Raw genomic sequence first — 17,144 nt, forward strand, 5'->3', positions numbered from 1 at the left:
CCATTGAGAACAGCATCACGATCAGCACGAACAGCGTGCGAACGACGATCGCGCGCGGATGGGTTGGCCCCGCGGCGCTCCCCGCTTTGCCTGCCTGCGCCCCGCGCGCCGCGTACCAGCGGCTGACGCCGGTCAGAAGCCCAACCGCGGCCAGCGCGAGCACGGTGAAGGCCGCGACCGAATGCTGGCCGAACGGCACGACGATGAACGCCGCGAGCAGCGGCCCGAGCGATTGCCCGAAATTGCCGCCGACCTGAAACAGGCTCTGGGCGAACCCATGCCGCCCGCCGGACGCGAACCGCGCAACTCGCGAAGCTTCCGGGTGGAAGACGGCGCTGCCGATTCCGATGACAGCGACCGAGAGCAGAATCAGCGGATAGGAATTGGCGAAAGCGAGCAGCCCGAGGCCCACGAGCGTGAAGACCATACCGGCGGGAAGAATTCCGTTCACCGGCCGCCGGTCGAGACCCATGCCGATCAGCGGTTGGAGGAACGAGGCCGTGATCTGGAAGACGAGGGTGATGACTCCGATCTGGAAGAACGTCAGCGCGAACTTCTGGTGGAAGACCGGATAGAGCGCGGGCGCCAGCGACTGCATCGTATCGTTGAGCAAATGCGAGGCGCTGAGCGCGGCGATCACACCGACGGCCGTGGTCGAATCAGCCTTCACACGCGAAGGCGCACGGTCCGCGTAAGTCGGCGCTGTGGTCAAACAAAAACCCTCCTGACGCCGCCGGTCGAAAAATACCGCCGGCGCAGTCACCTTACGCCGCAAACCGTGTCGAGGAGCTTCAAATATCGTTGAAGTCGGCTACTTCGGCGCCAGCACCATGATCATCTGCCGCCCTTCCATCGAAGGCTCGGCCTCGACTTTGGCTATGGGAGCGGTCTCGTTCTTCACCCGCTGGAGGAGCTTGAAGCCGATGTCCTGGTGCGCCATCTCGCGACCGCGGAAACGTAGCGTCACCTTGACCTTGTCGCCCTCTTCGAAAAAACGCCGCACCGACCGCATCTTGACGTCGTAGTCGTGGTCGTCGATGCCGGGGCGGAGCTTGATTTCCTTGATCTCGACCACCTTCTGGCGCTTGCGCGCCTCGGACGACTTCTTCTGCTCGAGGAAGCGGTATTTCCCGAAGTCGAGGATCTTGCACACTGGCGGGGTGGCGTTGGGGACGATCTCGACCAGATCCAGCCCGGCTTCTTCCGCTTGGCGCTGCGCCTCGGCGAGATTGATGACGCCGTGATTCTTTCCCTCGGCGTCGATCAGCTGAACTTGAACTGCGCGAATGTCGCGATTGATGCGCGGGCCGCCCTTCTCCGGCGCCGCAGTTGCTTTCATAGGACGGCGAATGGCCACTCTCCTGGGTTCGTTGGTCCGCGCCTCATTTGGCGCACCTAAAGGGTCCGCTCAGAGCCCTTTTGCCCTGCGGACCCATAGAAATGGGTTATTGCGGGCGATTAGTCAATCGCCGCCTGTTGAGGCCGTACGATCCAAGGTCACGCTGCGACGTCCGCCACGACGGTGTCGAGCAGCGGCGCGCCGATGGCCGTGACCCGGACCCGGCCCGACGCATCGCGCTCCAGGAAACCGCCCTCGACCAACATCCTCAATTTCTCCGGGTCCAACTCCCGGCCGCTCAGCGCCTGATAGCGGCCAGGATCGACGCCTTCGGCGAGCCTCAGGCCCATCAGCAAAAACTCGTCGCCCTGTTCCTCGGGGGTCAGCGGCGCGTCCTCGATCAGCCCGTGGCCCTCCGCCTCGACCCGGGTCAGCCACATCTCGGGGTGACGCTCGCACGCCTGGGCGAGCCGGCCTCTCGGGGTGACGAGCCGTCCATGCGCCCCGGGGCCGATCCCGGCATATTCGCCGTAGCGCCAATAAACGAGGTTGTGGCGGCTTTCGCCGCCGGGCCGGGCGTGATTGGACACTTCATAGGCCGGCAGGCCCCGGGCCTCGGTCAGCTCGTGGGTCGCCCGGAAAAACGCGAGGCTCAGGTCTTCGTCGGGCAGATCGAGCCTGCCAGCGTCGCGCAGCCGCTCGAACGTCGTGTCCGGCTCGTTGGTGAGCTGGTAGAGCGAGATGTGATCGCCGGCGATGTCGAGGGCGCGGGCGAGCTCGCCCCGCCACGCCGCCTCGCTCTGGCCCGGCCGGCCGTAGATGTGGTCGAAGGTGTAGCGCGGGAAGAGCGACGCCGCGAGACGCACCGCCGCCAGCGCCTCGTCTACGCTGTGGCGCCGCCCCAGCGCCTTGAGGTCGGCTTCGACAAGCGCCTGCACGCCGATCGAGAGCCGGTTGACGCCTGCGGCGCGGTATCCGCGAAAGCGCCCCGCCTCGACGCTGGTCGGGTTGGCTTCGAGCGTGATCTCGGCGTCAGGCTCGATCGCCCATCTCGCCGCGATCGCGTCGAGGACGCCACCGACCGTTTCCGGGCGCATGAGCGACGGCGTGCCGCCGCCGAAGAAGATCGAACGGACCGCGCGGCCGGGCGCGAGCCCGGCCCGATGGGCGATCTCGGTCCGGAAGGCGGCAAGATACCGCGCCTCGTCGATCGGCGCGCCCCGCACGTGGCTGTTGAAGTCGCAATAGGGGCATTTCGACAGGCAGAACGGCCAATGGACGTAGATCCCGAATCCGGGGTCGTCCTCGGCCGGGCGACGCTTTTGGGCCGCGCCGCGCGCGAGATCGGCCTCAATCATCGGCCTGTTATGCCAGCGAACGGCCGTTCACGCCAGCACCCCGGCGCCGCCGTGACGACGATGCGTGAAGCCGGGCGCACTGGTCGGGCCTCCCGGCCCGTCCGCCGCCGTCCGCTTTCTAACGGCGGCCTAACGGCGGCGGCGATTGGCCGCTCGCTAGGCTTGGCGGAGAACGGAGTCCATTTCCAACCCCAAAACAAGCCTTTTCAATCGGTTGCGGCGGAATTTCCGGGCGCGATCCGGTCGGCCGCCTGCGGCGCGAGCGCGAGCCGGCGCTCTGCGGGCGCGGCCAGGCGTCGCGGGTACGGCTCCGGGCCGCGTCTTTCGACGAAGCCGTGGTAGCGGTCCATCTCGCGAACGATCTTCACCACGCTGTCGATGGCCTTGAAGTTCGCGCCGATCTCTGGATCAACCATTGCGTCATAGGAGATGATAAGCGCCTCGTTCAGGCGACTCACCTGCGCGGCGGTCTCGAAATCGACCCCCTTGGCGGCGAGCTTTTCCGGGTCGATGCGCAGATAGGGGAAGTCTTTGGTGAGGTAAGGCACGGGCGAAAACAGGAGCTTGCCGTCATAGAGCGCCCTGAGCCGCACGGGGATCTGCGGCGGATCGGGATTGCACTTGACGACGCGCGCCCGCTTCCAGGCGTCGAGTTCGCCGAGCCGTTTGGCGGCGACGTCCGCGCCGACGAAATTCGGGATGCGGTCGAAGGCCGGCCCAACGCTGACGCCGTTGGCGACGAGTCGCTCCCAGACGCGGGCGCGCACCGCGGCCTTGGCCGGATTCCGTCCCGCCCAGCGCGACTCGTCTTCGCCCATCGCCGCCCCTCAGCCGAACGCGGCGACGGGCGCGGCGACCACGCCCTCGCGCTCGAGGACGCGGGCGACGCGCAGCGCCAGGTCCTCGCGCCAGGGCGGCGCGATGATCTGCACACCGACCGGCAGGGCTTCGCCCTCGGTCCAGACCGGAACGGCGGCGACCGGCAGGCCGATGAAGGAGATCGGCTGGGTGAAGATCCCGAGATTGGGACGGACGAGCATCTCCTTTCCGTCGAGCACGAAGGTCTTCTGGCCGAGTTTTGGCGCACGGCAGGGCGTCGCCGGCGCCAGCAGGATGTCCACGTCCTTGAAGAGGGCCAGCGTCTGCTCGCGAAAAAGCCGGCGAAACTTCTGCGCCTCGACGGCCCAGGCGCCCGGCAGCATCGCTCCGGCGATCAGGCGGTCGCGCACCTCCGGGTCGAAGTCTTTCGCCCGGGTCTGCAGGCGCTTCAAATGCAGCGCCGCGCCCTCGATCATGGTGATCAGGTAGGCGGCCGCGCGCGCGCGGTGCGCCTCGGCGGGCTCGACGATCCGCTCGGCCTTGAGCGCAGCCGCGACGCGGTCGACGGCCTCGAGGGCGCAGGGCTCGCCGGAGCGGGCGAAATACCCGCCGAGCCTCGCGATCCTGAGGTCCGCGATCCCATCGTGAAGGCTGAGGACGGAAGGCATCGGCACGACGTCGGTCTGCGCCGGATCGTCCAGGTCGCGGCCGAGCATCGCGTCGTAGGCGGTGGCGAGATCGACGACGCTGCGCGCGAAGGGTCCGAGATGGTCGAGGCTTGCGACGAAGGGAAAGGTTCGCGCGCGCGACAGGCGTCCGTAGGTCGGCTTCAGCCCGAAGACGCCGCAGAACGCGCTTGGCACGCGGATCGAGCCGTTGGTGTCGGAGCCGAGCGCGATCGGCACGAGGCCGCCGGCGACCGCCGCGCCGGAGCCGCCCGACGAACCCCCGCTCATATGGGCGAGGTCGTGCGGATTGCGCGACGGCCCGTCGTGGGCGTTCTGCCCGGTGAAGTCATAGGCGTATTCGCCCATGTTGAGCGCGCCGACGAGCACGGCGCCCGCACTCTCGAGCCGCGTAACCAGCGTCGCGTCGGCCTCGGCCGGAGGCAGGTCGCGATTGATCCTGGAGCCTGCGCGGGTCGGCAGACCCTTCACGTCGAACAGGTTCTTGACCGCAAAGGGCGCGCCGGCGAGCGGACCCAGTCGTTCGCCGCGCGCCCGCGCCGCGTCGATCGCGGCCGCCCTGACGAGCGCGCGTTCCGCCAACACGTCGGTAAAGGCGCCGTATGCGCCGTCGCGCGCCTCGATGCGTCCGAGCGCGGCTTCCGTGACCTCGACGGCGCTCGCCACGCCGCCCTTGACCGCCGCGGCGATGCCCTGAGCGCTTCCGTCCAACAGCGGCGTCATGGCTGGTACACCGGGGCCGGCTCGTATTCGTCGCCAATTATCGCGGACAGCAGCAACTCCGCCTGCTCGGCGGCGATCTTGAGGTGAAGGATCGTTTGCGCGCGCGACTCCGGCGTCAACGCAAGCTTCAGGAGCGGCGCGGCTGCGTCGACCAGCGCGCCGGGGTCGAAAGATCGTTCGGTCATGAGATCGCTTTCTTGAAAGCCGCGAGCGGCGTTGTCCATCCCACGATGGCGCCCTGGGCGCGGATCATGTCAAGCGTCGCGACCTTGAAGGCAGGGAAATAGCTGGCGGTGGCGTCCTCTATCAACAGGCATTCGTAGCCGCGATCGTTGGCCTCGCGCATCGAGGTCTGCACGCAGACCTCGGTGGTGACGCCGGCGAAGACGAGGTGCGAAACCCTCCGCGCCTTCAGGATTTCCGCAACGTCAGTGGCGTAGAACATGCCTTTGCCGGGCTTGTCGACCACGATCTCGCCGGGCGCGGGGGCGCAGGCCTCGACAATCGCGGCGCCCGGTTCGCCGCGCACGAGAATTCGGCCCATCGGCCCGTCGTCGCCGATGCGCAGCGATGGCGCCCCGCGGGCGCGCTTGGCGGGCGGACAGTCGGAAAGGTCCGGCGCGTGGCTCTCGCGCGTGTGCAGGATCATCCAGCCCTTGTCGCGGAAGGTCTGGATTAGCGCCGCCACGGTCGGAATGATTGCGACGACCGGAGCGAGGTCGTTGCCGAGCGTCTCGCCGAAACCGCCCGGCTCCAGAAAGTCGCGCTGCATGTCGATCACCACCAGCGCCGTGCGGGTCGGATCGAAGCGATAGGGGAAGGGCTCGGCGGCGACTTCGATCATGGCTCAGTTCAGTGCCCGGCCATGTGGCGGCCGATGGTCGTCCGGTCGGCGTTGGCCCCGTCGGTCAGGTAGGCGACCTTGCCGCCGGACATGACGGCGATGCGGTCGGAGAGTTCGAGAATTTCGTCAAGATCCTCGGAGACGAGCAGGACGGCGGCGCCGCGGTTGCGCTGCTCCATGATCTGCGAGCGGATGTCGGCGACGGAAGCGAAGTCGAGGCCAAAGCAGGGATTGGCGACGATCAGCACGTCGACGTCGCCGGAAAGCTCGCGCGCCAGCACCGCGCGCTGCACGTTGCCGCCGGAAAGGTCCCGGATCGGCGTGTCGGGCGAGGGCGTCCTGACGTTGTAGCGCTCGATCAGTTCGCGCGCCTCGGCGCGGATCGGCTCGCGCGACAGCCAGAAGCCGAGCCGAGCCATCGGCGCCTTGTCGAACTTGCGGAAGGCCATGTTTTCGGCGACCGACATGTTCGGAACCGAGGCGTTCTTCAAGGGCTCCTCGGGCAGGCCGAACACCTTGAAGCGGTCGAAATGGTCGCGGGTCGGCTCGAAGTCCTGATCGCGGATCAGCACCTGCCCGAGCTTGATCCGGCGCTGTCCGGACAGCGCCTCGACGAGCTCGCTCTGGCCGTTGCCCGAGATGCCGGCGATGCCGACGATCTCCCCGGCCTTGACCTTGATGTCGAAGCCGTTGACGGCGTCGCGGCCTTCGTCGTTCTCGGCGAAGAGACCCGCGACCTCGAGCATGACGCCGTCCGTCGGCGCCTTGACCCGCGCAGCGGAAGGCCGGACGACGGCGTCGCCGATCATCATCGCCGCCATTTCGCGGGTCGATACGGCGCCGACCTTGCCGCCGCCGACGCGCTGGCCGCGCCTCAGCACGGTGAAGTCGTCGCAGAACGCCTCCACTTCACGGAACTTGTGGCTGATCATGGCGACGGTGATCTCGCCGCGATGCGCCATATCACGCAAGAGGCCGAGGATCTCGTCCGCCTCGCCCGGCGTCAGGACGGAGGTCGGCTCGTCGAGGATGAGAAAGCGCTGGTCGAGATAGAGGAGCTTCAAAATCTCGAGCTTCTGCTTCTCGCCCGCCGCGAGCCCGGAGACGGGCCGGTCGAGCGGCACGCGGAACGGCATGCGGTCGAGGAAGGCCTCCAACGCCTTGCGCTCCTTGCGCCAGTCGATGAACGAGGGCGCGTCGGCGCGGCTGACGACGAGATTCTCCGCCGCCGTCAACGCGGGAACCAGGGTGAAGTGCTGGTAGACCATGCCGACGCCGAGCGCCTGCGCCTCGCGCGGATTGCGCACGGCGACTTCGGCGCCGTCGATCAGGAGCTGGCCGCGGTCGGGCGTGTAGAAGCCCATGATGCATTTGACGAGGGTCGACTTTCCCGCGCCGTTCTCGCCGAGCAGCGCGTGGAACGAGCCCGCCGGCACGGAGATCGAAACGTCCTGCAACGCCCTCAGCGCTCCGAAGGACTTGCTCATGCCGATCGTCTCGAGCGACGGCCCGCGGGCGGGATGCGCGTTCATGTGAGCTCCCGCAATGGGTGGCTGGTCATTCCACCACCCATCGGGTGGTCCCCCTCCACCGTTCCGCGATCGCTACACGGGGGAGGAAAGCGCCGGCGCCGATCTCCTCCCCTCCGCTTTAGCGCGGGGGAGGGGGACCATGCGAAGCATGGTGGAGGGGGCGCGCCGCATTGGAAGTTACTGCTCATGGCAAACTCTCGATGAAGGCTATCGAATTGGCCACGGCGCCGAACACGCCGCCCTGCATCGTCACCATCTTGATCGCGGCCGCGTGGTTGCCCTTGTCGGTCGCGCCGCAGCAGTCCTCAATGAGAAGGCATTCGAAGCCGCGGTCGTTGGCCTCGCGCATGGTCGTGTGGACGCAGACATCGGTGGTGATGCCGGTCAGCACCAGGTTGTCGATCCCGCGCGTGCGCAAGATGAGTTCGAGGTCGGTGGCGCAGAACGAGCCCTTGCCGGGCTTGTCGATGATCGGCTCGCCGGGCAGAGGCTTCAATTCGTCGATGATCTCCCACCCCGGCTCGCCGCGGACGAGGATCTTTCCGCAGGGTCCGTCGTCACCGATGCCGGCGCCGATGCGCTGCGAGCGCCAGCGCTTGTTGGCCGGCAGGTCGACGAGGTCGGGGCGATGCCCCTCGCGGGTGTGGATGACGGCATAGCCCTTGGCGCGCGCCGCCGCGAGCAGCGCCTTGATCGGCTCGATCGGCGCGCGTGTCAGCGAGAGGTCGTAGCCCATGGTGTCGACGTAGCCGCCCTTGCCGCAAAAATCGGTCTGCATGTCGATGACGATGACGGCGGTGTTGTCTGGCCGCCAGTCGCCGTTCCAGGGCCAGGGGTAGGGGTTGGCGTCGAGGGTCGGCAAAGGCGGCTCCTCTACTTTTCCAGGGTCACTTGGCCATCGACAGTTCGCCCGGCATGTCTCGCGCCGAATGGGTCGCGCTCGAGGTCGCGATCATGATGGCGAGCGTCAGAATATAGGGCGCGGCGTTGAAGAAGTAGTAGCCCTGCGTGATTCCGACCGACTGCAGCGACGGGCCGATCGCGCCGGCGGCGCCGAAGAGAAGCGCCGCATAGACGCAGCGGATCGGGCTCCAGCGGGCGAAGATGACGAGCGCGACGGCCATCAGACCCTGGCCGGACGACAGGCCCTGGTTCCACGACCCGGGATAGGAGAGCGAGAGAAACGCGCCCCCGACGCCGGCGAGGAAGCCGCCGACCGTGGTGGTCAGAAGGCGGACGAGATTGACGGAGATGCCCATCGCGCGGGCGGCGGGCGCGCTGTCGCCGACCGTGCGCACGACGAGGCCCCAGCGCGTGTTGCGCAGCGCCCAGGCGAGAACGAGCGCGATGACGATGCCGACGAAGAACAGGGAATTTACCTGCAGCGCGCCCTTCAGGCTCGGGCTGTCGGTCCAGAAGCCGAGCGGGATGGAATCGAGCCGCGGCGCGGTCGGCTGGATGTAGGGCTTGCCGAAGAAGAACGCGACGCCGACGCCGAACAGCATCATGGCGATGCCGACCGCGACGTCGTTGACCTTGGGCAGCCCGCAGATCGAACCGTGCATCGCGCCGAGGGCCGATCCAGCGACTCCGGCCGCGAGCACGCCGATCCAGGGCGAACCCGTGTGATAGGAGGCGGCGTAGGCGACCATCGCGCCGAGCACCAGCGTGCCTTCGAGGCCGAGGTTCACCCGCCCCGATTTCTCGGTCAGGCACTCGCCGAGCGCGACGAACATGAAGGGCGTCGAGACGCGGATCGCGCCGCCCAGCATGGCGATAAGGACCGTCAGGATCGCGTCGTTCATGTCCGATCCTTCGCGGCCGTGGGCTTGAAGATCGCGACGCGGCCGTAGAGCGTTTCAGAGGTCAGGAGGACGACGAAGATGAACCCCTCCAGAACTTGCACGGTGGCGTCGGGCAGCTCCATGCGCCGCTGCACGAGGCCGCCTGCGGCGACGATGCCGCCGAACAGAATCGCGACCGGAGGAATGACCAGCGGATTGTGGCGGGCGAGGAACGACACCAGGATGCCAGTGAAGCCGTAGCCCGCGGCGAGCGAGGCGTTGGCGCGGCCTTGAATCGCGGCCACCTCGAAGAAGCCGGCGAGGCCCGCGCAGGCGCCGGCGATGCCGGAGCAGGCGACGATCAGCTTGCCGACCGGCAGGCCTTGCGCGAGCGCGGCGCGGTAGTTGCCGCCGGTCACGCGCGCGGCGAAGCCGAAGGTCGTCCGCTCGAGCAAGAGATAGATGAGGATGCAGAGCAGGATTCCGGCGGCGAAGCCCCAATGCACGTCGGTGCCCGGGATCTTGCCGACCATGTAGGCGTCGCCGAGCGGTTTGGTCGACGGCTTGTTCGGATTGGAGAGATCGCGCAGCGCCCCTTCGACGAAGAAGTTCATGATGGCGATGCCGATATAAGTCAGCAGCAGCGACGAGATCGTCTCGTTGACCCCGCGCGCGTAGCGCAGGAAGCCGGCGATCCCCACCCAGAAGCCGCCGGTGAGCATGGCGAAGATCGCCATGAGAACGAGAGCGACAATCGGCGGGAGGACGCCGATCATCGGAATGGCGAGCGCGGCTGCGGCGAAGCCGCCGAGCACCAGCGCGCCTTCGCCGCCGATCATGATCAGGCCGATGCGGGCGGGGATGGCGACGGCGAGCGCGGTGAGGATCAGCGGCGCCGAGCGCTGCAGCGTATTCTGGAACGAGAAGGCGGTGCCGAAGCCGCCGCGCCAGACGTACGAGACGAAGTCGAGCGGCGACTTGCCGATCGCGATCAGGAACACGGCGAACAGCGCCGAGGCGATCGCGATCGCGAGCAGGGGAATCGCCACATATTCCGAATTGGCGCGCAGCCGCAGCGCGAGATCGGAGCGCGCCGCCTTGGGCCCGACCGGCTGGATCAGGTCCGAGGCGGACGAGGGGGTCGCGGGCGCGTCCGACATGGGCCGCTCCCTCTGGCCGGTCAGGTCGTCGATCCGCTGACGCCTTCGAGCAGGTAGTCCATCTTGTCGAGGAACGGGTCGAGGTTGTCGTAGGTCTTGTCGATGACAAGCTTGCCTTTGTTGTCCTTGAGCGGACCGACATAGATCGGCTTCTTCGCCTTCAGGCCCTCGATCGCCGCGAGCGCCGCCTTCTGCGCCTCAGGCGTCGCGCTGGCGCCGAACGGCGTGTTGCGCACGAAGTCGACCTCGTAGCCCCCGGTGAGGAAATTCGGCGGGTTCTTGCCGGCCGCGAGGTCGGCAGCGTAGCCCTTGTAGATCGTCTCCCACTTGTATTCCGCACCGGTGATTAAGCCTTTCGGCGCCAGCGGGGCCTGGCTGGCGTTGTGGCCACAGCTCATGACGCCGCGCTTCTCGGCGGTCTCGATGACGACTTTCGGCCCGTCGACGTGGCAGGTGATGACGTCGCAGCCGGCGTCGACCAGCGCGTTGGCGGCCTCCGCCTCGCGCACCGGCATCGACCAGTCGCCGGTGAAGATGACCTGCACTGTCGCGTTCGGATTGGTCGAGCGTGCGCCGAGAAGCACGGAATTGATGTTCGAAAGCACGCTGGCGATGGGTTTGGCGGCGACGAAGCCGATCTTGTTCTTTTTCGTGGCTAGGCCGGCGGCGACGCCGTTGATGTAATGCGCCTGGTTCAGATAGCCGAAATACGATCCGGCGTTCTTCGGGTCCTTGTCCTTGTTCCACAAAGGCGCCGCGTGCCGGAACTCGACGTCCGGGTATTTCTTGGCGAGGTCGACGACGAACGGCGTGTAGTAGCCGAAAGAGGTGGCGAGGATCAGGCCCGCGCCGTCGAGGTTGACCATCGATTCCATCGACTTCGACACGGCGTCGGTCTCGGGCACGTTCTCTTCCTCGACGACCTTGACGCCCGGCACTTCCTTCAGCGCTTTGATCGCCACCGCATGCGCCTGGTTCCAACCGAAGTCGTCGCGCGCGCCGACGTAGACGACGCCGACCGTCAGATCCCCTGCGGCCAGGGCTCGGCGCATCGCGCCGATGTTCAGCGTTGCGCCCGCCAGTCCCAGGGCGGTCGTCTTGATCAGCGTGCGGCGAGAGATTTCCGATCCCGACATCGTGGCGTCCTCCTGGTCTTAAATCCGTGACGCGGATGCCGCGCCGTTCCCCGGGGGACCGGATTTGCAAGGAGCGTGCCGTGAGATGCGGCTGATTGTCGCAGTCTTCCGCCGCCGAGAAAATTAAACGCGCCTTAATTTACGGCGCCGTGCTCGATTCTTGGGCGGGCGAACCCGGGGCTACCGTCGGTCGCCCGGCGCGATGGTTCAGCGAATCGAAAGGGATTCGCCGGCGTGGCGTGGACGGCGCCGCCGCGGAGGCCGAACCGCGCGAAATTCTGCGGCAGGCGCCTTCCGCTAAAGGTCAGGGCGCCTGCTCGAAGGCGACCTTGATCGAGGGCGCTTTCTCCCCGCTGACCTGAACCAGAACAAGGTCGCCGGGCGCGAGCGCGAAGCGTTCGCTCTTGCGGACGCCCCGGCAATCCGACGCCTCCGCCGCCGCGACGGCCTTGAGCCGCATGCCGTTCTCGAACACGTCGATTCCGGCGTTGCGGCTGATCGTCACCAAAGTCCCGGACGCGGCACGCCGAAGAACGTGACCTCGCCGCTGTAGCTGTCGGGCGGAGGTCTGTTTTCCGGCGGCAGGAAGAAATGCACCGTCCGGGACGGCTCGAGCGTCAGGTCGACGGCGCGGTCGATTCGCGACAGGCGCACGTCGGAAACCGTACGGCGGAGGTTCTGGTCCGCAAACCACGAACGCTCGTTCGCCACTGGCCAGGCGAAAGCCTCGCATCCCGCCGCTTTTTCGCGCGGCGCGGACTGGAGCGCTCCCGCGTTCGTCGGGACGGCAATGGCGAGCGACCCGGCGACCCCGAGAGCGAGCGGCGCAGTGAGCGTCGATTTCATTCGTCTCGTCCGTTGCGCGTTACTGTCGACCGGCGACGCCGGCCCCTTGCGCTTCGTCGTTCAGAGCCCCGGGAACCGCAGTCCTGGCGCGCCTGGAGACGAACGAGAGAAGAGCGAGCGGCAAGCTGACGCACGCCAAGCCAAGGACGAACGCGGGTCCAGGAACGAAGGTCAGGGTCGGTATCCACCGCGACAGAGGCAAGGAGATCAGCGCGGAGATTCCCGGGATCAGCAGGAAGAACATCGTCACATAGCCGTTGTCGTTCCTGGTCGCCGTCAGAGCCAGTTGGTAGAAGAGGCGGCCCGCGGCCGCGGCAGCCAGAGTTCCAACGAGCAGCATCGCGATCGCTGCGGCCGATTGCTCGGTGAGGCTTGACTGGCGTTCGAATTCCAGGCTGATCGCTGCCGCCGGCATGAGCAGGGTCGCCGAGACGGCAAAATTCGCGCTGATGGCTGCACGCTCATCGAAATCCGGAAACCACTCGTAGACCAGCGTCCCGCTCAGGGCGAAGAACGCGGGCATGGGAAGGGCGTAGATCCATCGACTGTGCACGAGATTGAAAATGACGTCATGAGTGAGGACTCGGTTGTCGACGTCGATTTGGCTCCATGCGATCGCCATGGTGCCGCAGAACGCCACGACGAAGGACGCCATGAACACCGGCGCCGGGACCGAGATGGATCGGCGCGAAAAGGCGAACGCGACCAGCGTCGCCCAGAACGGCGAGAGATTCAGGACGGCGGCGGTGATGATCGGATGGGCGCTGCTCAGTCCGACGTCGTAGAGCTCCAGTCCTGCGACGCCGACGAGAAAAATGATCGCGAGCTTCGGCCAGTGCCGGGTGTCGAGAAGGATGGCCGCGAAGTCGCGCCGGCTCTTCTCTTGCGCGAGCAGGATCGGCAGGGAGAAAAGGAGCGCCAGTTGCGTGAGCGCGAGGAAATCCATCGAGGTCAGCGTTCGCGCTGCAAGCGCGGAGAAGGGCTCCTGAATCGCAATCAGAATCGCCGTCACAATCGCGTAGATGGTGCCCAGACCGTAGTCGATCCCCCCTTTCCACCGCGACTGCATCTCAAGCCCCCTGACCCCGCGCCCTTTGCGGAACGCCTCTCAGTTGTTTCCGATGCAGCCCCAGACGGCGCATGCGTCTGGATCGCGCGTGAGCCCTTCCTTCTCATAGACACGGCGTGGAACGGGCAGAGTCGCCGGGATTGCGGTCATGTGGTCGACGCGCTGCCGGGCAAGCGCGGGATGAGGACGAACCGCGACGCGCCCCCCCGGGCTGGAGAAGTCCTCTCCGAACGCCGCCGTCGAGGCCGTCAACAACAGGGTGATCGCGAATGACGCAATAGAGTTGCTGATCATAGAATTGCTCCTCAACAATACTATGAGTCGGCTGATTGTTAAACCAAGCCATACACAAGGAACTTGTCGCAATGATGTTTATGGGGTAAATTATGCTTTATTATCACGGAGGAAGTCTGTCCCGATAGGAAAGGCCCGGTATTCGCGCGCCGAGGTTCAAGAACCTTTCACACCGGCGCCTTGCGCGCTTCAGGTTGTCGGCGCGACCAGGAAACGCCGTCGGACGACGGTCGAAGTCCGTCCGCGCATGAATTGCGCCACTCGCCGCCGAACGCTTGTCCGATAGCGGCCTGAACAGTCGGACAATCGGCTGTCCGCTGCTCTGCCCTCCCTTCGCCCCTAGCCCGCCTCTTGCATTGGCGGTAAGCCGGGCGCCGGCCGCAGCATCGGCGCAGCCTTGAGGAGGCTTTGGATGACCGAAACGATCGGCGCGCTCGTCGCCGCCCATGCCGGCGGGAAGCCGATAACCGCGACCGTCGAGGAAACCTACGCGCGGATCGCGGCCCATGACGATCCGGCCCTGTTCATCACGCTCAGGCCGAAGGCTGAGGCGCTCGGCGCGGCCGGGCGGCTTGAGGCCGAGGGGCCGGATGGCAAGCCGCTCTACGGCGTTCCCTTCGCGGTCAAAGACAATATCGACGTCGCCGGGCTGCCGACGACCGCCGCCTGTCCGGCCTTCGCCTATACGCCCGAGCGGTCGGCCTTCGTAGTCGAGGCCCTGACGCGCGCGGGCGCGATCGTGATCGGCAAGACCAACCTCGACCAGTTCGCGACCGGCCTCGTCGGCGTGCGCTCTCCCTATGGCGTTCCGCGCAACGCCCTTCGGGACGACCTCATCCCCGGCGGGTCGAGCGCCGGATCGGCGACGGCGGTCGGGGCGGGCCTCGTGCCCTTCTCGCTCGGCACGGACACGGCGGGCTCCGGCCGCGTGCCGGCGGCGCTCAACGGGATCGTCGGCCTGAAGCCGTCGCTCGGCGCGCTGTCGTCGACCGGCCTCGTCCCGGCCTGCCGGACGCTCGACACGATCTCGATCTTCGCCCTCGACGTCGCCGACGCCTTCGCGGTCTTCCAGGCGGCCGCGGGCTACGACGAGCGGGACGCCTATTCCCGCGGTTTTCCGAGGCCGGAGCTTTCCGCCTTTCCCCGCGGCGTGCAGTTCGGCGTTCCGCGCGCGGCCGATCTCGAATTCTTCGGCGACGCCGAGGCGGAGTCGGCCTTCGCGCGCGATCTCGAGGCCGTGGAGGCGCTTGGCGGACGCCTTGTCGAATTCGATTTCGAGCCCTTCGCCCAGACGGCCCGTCTGCTCTACGAGGGCCCGTGGGTGGCGGAGCGATACGCCGCCGTGAAGCCGCTGATCGAGACGAACCCCAAGGCGCTGCATCCGGTCACGCGGGCGATTATCGAAAGCGCGAAAAAATTCGACGCGGTCACGACCTTCGAAGCGTTCTACAAGCTTGCGGATCTCCGGCGCAGGGCCGAGCAGGCGTGGTCGGCGTTCGACGTCATGCTCGTCCCCACCATTCCGCGCCCCTACACGGTCGCCGAAGTCCTGGCCGAGCCGGTCCTGGTCAATTCGCGGCTCGGAACTTATACCAATTTCGTCAATTTGCTCGATCTCTGCGCTTTCGCCGTCCCGTCCGGCATGCGGGGCGACGGCTTGCCCTCGAGCGTCACGCTGATCGCGCCGGCCGGGGCGGACGGGCTCGTCGCCGGCCTTGCGGTGGCGATTCAGGGCTGCTCCGGGGCGCCCATGGGTGCGACCGGGCTCCCGGCGCCCAAGCCGCCGCAGGCGACCGCGCCGCACGCGCCGGCGATCGCGCCGCGCGGCCGCGTGGCGCTGGCGGTGGTCGGCGCGCACCTCGCCGGCCTCGCGCTCAACCGCGAGCTTGTCGATCTTGGCGCGTCGTTCGTCGCCGAGGTCGAGACGACGCCAGACTACCGGCTCTTTGCGCTCACGGGCTCGCAACCAGCGAAACCGGGCCTCCTGAGGGTCGCGGACGGGGCCGGCGCAGCGATCAGGGCCGAGGTCTGGGCGCTCGACCCGGAAGCTTTCGGCGTCTTCGTCGCCGGAATTCCCTCGCCGCTGGGGATCGGGACCGTCCGGCTCGCCGACGGGTCGCACGTCAAGGGATTCCTGGTCGAGCCCGAGGAGGTCAAAGGCGCGACGGACATCTCGAAGTTCGGCGGCTGGCGCGCCTATGTGGCCTCGCGGGCGGGCGGGTGAGCGAGGGGATTTCAGAACACCAGCTTGCCGCCCACCAGCGCCAGCGTGCCGGCCATCAGGGGTCTGAGCACGCGGTCGGGGACGCGGGAGGCGAAGTGGCTGCCGATCGCGATGCCGGGAAGCGAGCCGGAGAGCAGCGAGAAGAAGAGAACCCAGTCGATCGAGCCGATCAGCCAGTGTCCGGCCCCCGCGATCAGGGTCAGCGGCACCGCGTGGGCGATGTCGGTGCCGACGATCCGCACGGTCGGCATGCGCGGATAGAGCATCAGCAGGACGGTCACGCCGATCGCCCCCGCGCCGACCGAGGAGATCGACACCAGCACGCCAAGAACCGCGCCGAGCGTTACCGTCAGCACGGCGATCTCCTTGTCCGAGCGCCGGTCGAGGAAGGAGGCGACCGCCTTCAGGAGACGCCGGCGGAAGATGAGCGTCACCGCGGTCAGGATGAGCGCGAAGCCCAGCGTGGTCGTGATGGCGGCGTTCGTTCCCTTCGAGTCGACGCCGAAACGCGAAAGCGTCCACAGCGCCAGCGCCGCCGCGGGCACGCTGCCCGACGCCAGGCGCCGGACCACGCGCCAGTCGATCGCATTGTTGTGGCTGTGCACCGCCGAGCCGCAGATTTTCGTCACGCCGGCGTAGAGCAGGTCGGTCCCGACCGCGGTCGCCGGATGGATGCCGAACAGCAGCACCAAGAGCGGCGTCATCAGCGAGCCGCCGCCGACCCCGGTGAAGCCGACAAGCGCGCCGACGGCGAAGCCCGACAGCGTGTATAGCGGGTTGATCAGATGCAGGAAATCCAAGAAAACCATTCCCTTCTGCCGGCCGCGCCCTCAGCAGGATGCGCCGGCGCGCGTGGATCAGCAGCGCTGGCGCCGCCAGAAGCGACTCAGATGGCGATGCCCTTTTCGTCGAACAGGCCGTCGAACAGGACCGTGCTCAAGTAGCGCTCGCCCGAGTCCGGCAGGATGGTGACGATCGTCTTGCTGGCGTTCTCGGGGCGCTTGGCGAGGCGCACGGCGACCGCGGCGGCGGCGCCGCTCGATATGCCGGAGAGAATGCCCTCCTCGCGCGTCAGGCGGCGCGCGTACTCGACCGCCTCCTCGTTGCTGATTTGCTCGACCGCGTCGACGAGCTTGAGGTCGAGCACATCCGGCACAAAGCCCGCGCCGATGCCCTGGATCTTGTGCGGACCGGGCTTCAGCGGCTCGCCGGCGCGCTTCTGGGTAAGGATCGGACTCGTGGCCGGTTCGACCGCGACCGACCGGATCGCCTTGCCCTTGGTTCCTTTGATGAAGCGTGAGACGCCGGTGATGGTGCCGCCTGTGCCGAC

The 17,144-nt window shown here is 67.3% G+C and carries 19 protein-coding genes; 1 reads left to right on the top strand and 18 read right to left on the bottom strand.

From position 1 onward, the window contains the following. The 16 genes from ACLP25_RS16605 to ACLP25_RS16680 all read right to left on the bottom strand — a co-directional run. The coding region (locus tag ACLP25_RS16605; protein ID WP_442470290.1) for an MFS transporter at window positions 1–712 on the bottom strand (712 nt) is incomplete at its 3' end. 99 nt (window positions 713–811) lie between these two features. Next, the gene (infC, locus tag ACLP25_RS16610) at window positions 812–1,339 is read right to left on the bottom strand and encodes a translation initiation factor IF-3 (RefSeq protein WP_442470291.1); all 528 of its coding nucleotides are present in this window, start codon (window positions 1,337–1,339) and stop codon (window positions 812–814) included. Between the two features lie 158 nt (window positions 1,340–1,497). Further along, the gene (hemW, locus tag ACLP25_RS16615; protein ID WP_442470292.1) at window positions 1,498–2,697 is read right to left on the bottom strand and encodes a radical SAM family heme chaperone HemW; all 1,200 of its coding nucleotides are present in this window, start codon (window positions 2,695–2,697) and stop codon (window positions 1,498–1,500) included. A 206-nt stretch (window positions 2,698–2,903) separates the two neighbouring features. Continuing rightward, window positions 2,904–3,515, bottom strand: a complete 612-nt coding sequence (locus ACLP25_RS16620; RefSeq protein ID WP_442470293.1) for a hypothetical protein — start codon at window positions 3,513–3,515, stop codon at window positions 2,904–2,906. Window positions 3,516–3,524: 9 nt separating this feature from the next. Further along, on the bottom strand, window positions 3,525–4,925 hold the full coding sequence (locus ACLP25_RS16625) for an AtzE family amidohydrolase (protein WP_442470294.1): 1,401 nt from the start codon (window positions 4,923–4,925) through the stop codon (window positions 3,525–3,527). Continuing rightward, window positions 4,922–5,110 carry an AtzG-like protein gene (locus ACLP25_RS16630; protein ID WP_442470295.1) on the bottom strand — a complete coding sequence of 63 codons (189 nt, stop codon included), beginning with the start codon at window positions 5,108–5,110 and terminating at the stop codon, window positions 4,922–4,924. The genes ACLP25_RS16625 and ACLP25_RS16630 overlap by 4 nt, the downstream gene beginning before the upstream one ends. Beyond that, on the bottom strand, window positions 5,107–5,769 hold the full coding sequence (locus tag ACLP25_RS16635) for a cysteine hydrolase family protein (protein WP_442470296.1): 663 nt from the start codon (window positions 5,767–5,769) through the stop codon (window positions 5,107–5,109). The genes ACLP25_RS16630 and ACLP25_RS16635 overlap by 4 nt, the downstream gene beginning before the upstream one ends. Window positions 5,770–5,777: 8 nt before the next feature. Further along, window positions 5,778–7,301, bottom strand: coding sequence for an ABC transporter ATP-binding protein (locus ACLP25_RS16640; protein WP_442470297.1), 1,524 nt, complete (start codon window positions 7,299–7,301; stop codon window positions 5,778–5,780). 184 nt (window positions 7,302–7,485) lie between these two features. Continuing rightward, entirely contained in the window at window positions 7,486–8,163 is a 678-nt protein-coding gene (gene biuH / locus ACLP25_RS16645; protein WP_442470298.1) for a biuret amidohydrolase, read from the bottom strand. Window positions 8,164–8,188: 25 nt separating this feature from the next. Continuing rightward, a complete protein-coding gene (locus tag ACLP25_RS16650) occupies window positions 8,189–9,106 on the bottom strand; it encodes an ABC transporter permease (RefSeq protein WP_442470299.1) in 918 nt (305 codons plus the stop codon). Beyond that, complete coding sequence (locus ACLP25_RS16655; RefSeq protein ID WP_442470300.1) at window positions 9,103–10,245, bottom strand: ABC transporter permease; 1,143 nt, start codon at window positions 10,243–10,245, stop codon at window positions 9,103–9,105. The genes ACLP25_RS16650 and ACLP25_RS16655 overlap by 4 nt, the downstream gene beginning before the upstream one ends. A 20-nt stretch (window positions 10,246–10,265) precedes the next feature. Then, the gene (locus ACLP25_RS16660; protein ID WP_442470301.1) at window positions 10,266–11,381 is read right to left on the bottom strand and encodes a BMP family ABC transporter substrate-binding protein; all 1,116 of its coding nucleotides are present in this window, start codon (window positions 11,379–11,381) and stop codon (window positions 10,266–10,268) included. Window positions 11,382–11,685: 304 nt separating this feature from the next. Beyond that, window positions 11,686–11,886 carry a hypothetical protein gene (locus ACLP25_RS16665; protein ID WP_442470302.1) on the bottom strand — a complete coding sequence of 67 codons (201 nt, stop codon included), beginning with the start codon at window positions 11,884–11,886 and terminating at the stop codon, window positions 11,686–11,688. Beyond that, the gene (locus ACLP25_RS16670) at window positions 11,883–12,227 is read right to left on the bottom strand and encodes a hypothetical protein (RefSeq protein WP_442470303.1); all 345 of its coding nucleotides are present in this window, start codon (window positions 12,225–12,227) and stop codon (window positions 11,883–11,885) included. The genes ACLP25_RS16665 and ACLP25_RS16670 overlap by 4 nt, the downstream gene beginning before the upstream one ends. A gap of 19 nt (window positions 12,228–12,246) precedes the next feature. After that, window positions 12,247–13,296, bottom strand: a complete 1,050-nt coding sequence (locus ACLP25_RS16675; RefSeq protein ID WP_442470304.1) for a hypothetical protein — start codon at window positions 13,294–13,296, stop codon at window positions 12,247–12,249. Between the two features lie 39 nt (window positions 13,297–13,335). Beyond that, on the bottom strand, window positions 13,336–13,590 hold the full coding sequence (locus tag ACLP25_RS16680; protein WP_442470305.1) for a hypothetical protein: 255 nt from the start codon (window positions 13,588–13,590) through the stop codon (window positions 13,336–13,338). Window positions 13,591–14,002: 412 nt separating this feature from the next. Here ACLP25_RS16680 and atzF point away from each other — a divergent pair, with 412 nt between their 5' ends. Continuing rightward, complete coding sequence (atzF, locus tag ACLP25_RS16685) at window positions 14,003–15,814, top strand: allophanate hydrolase (RefSeq protein WP_442470306.1); 1,812 nt, start codon at window positions 14,003–14,005, stop codon at window positions 15,812–15,814. Window positions 15,815–15,825: 11 nt separating this feature from the next. Here atzF and ACLP25_RS16690 read toward each other — a convergent pair whose 3' ends face one another. Beyond that, on the bottom strand, window positions 15,826–16,623 hold the full coding sequence (locus ACLP25_RS16690; protein WP_442470307.1) for a sulfite exporter TauE/SafE family protein: 798 nt from the start codon (window positions 16,621–16,623) through the stop codon (window positions 15,826–15,828). Window positions 16,624–16,700: 77 nt separating this feature from the next. Then, window positions 16,701–17,144 (bottom strand): pyridoxal-phosphate dependent enzyme (locus ACLP25_RS16695; protein ID WP_442470308.1); only part of this gene is annotated, 444 nt, incomplete at its 5' end.

The organism is Roseiarcus sp., from assembly GCF_052145395.1.
GTDB lineage: Bacteria > Pseudomonadota > Alphaproteobacteria > Rhizobiales > Beijerinckiaceae > Roseiarcus.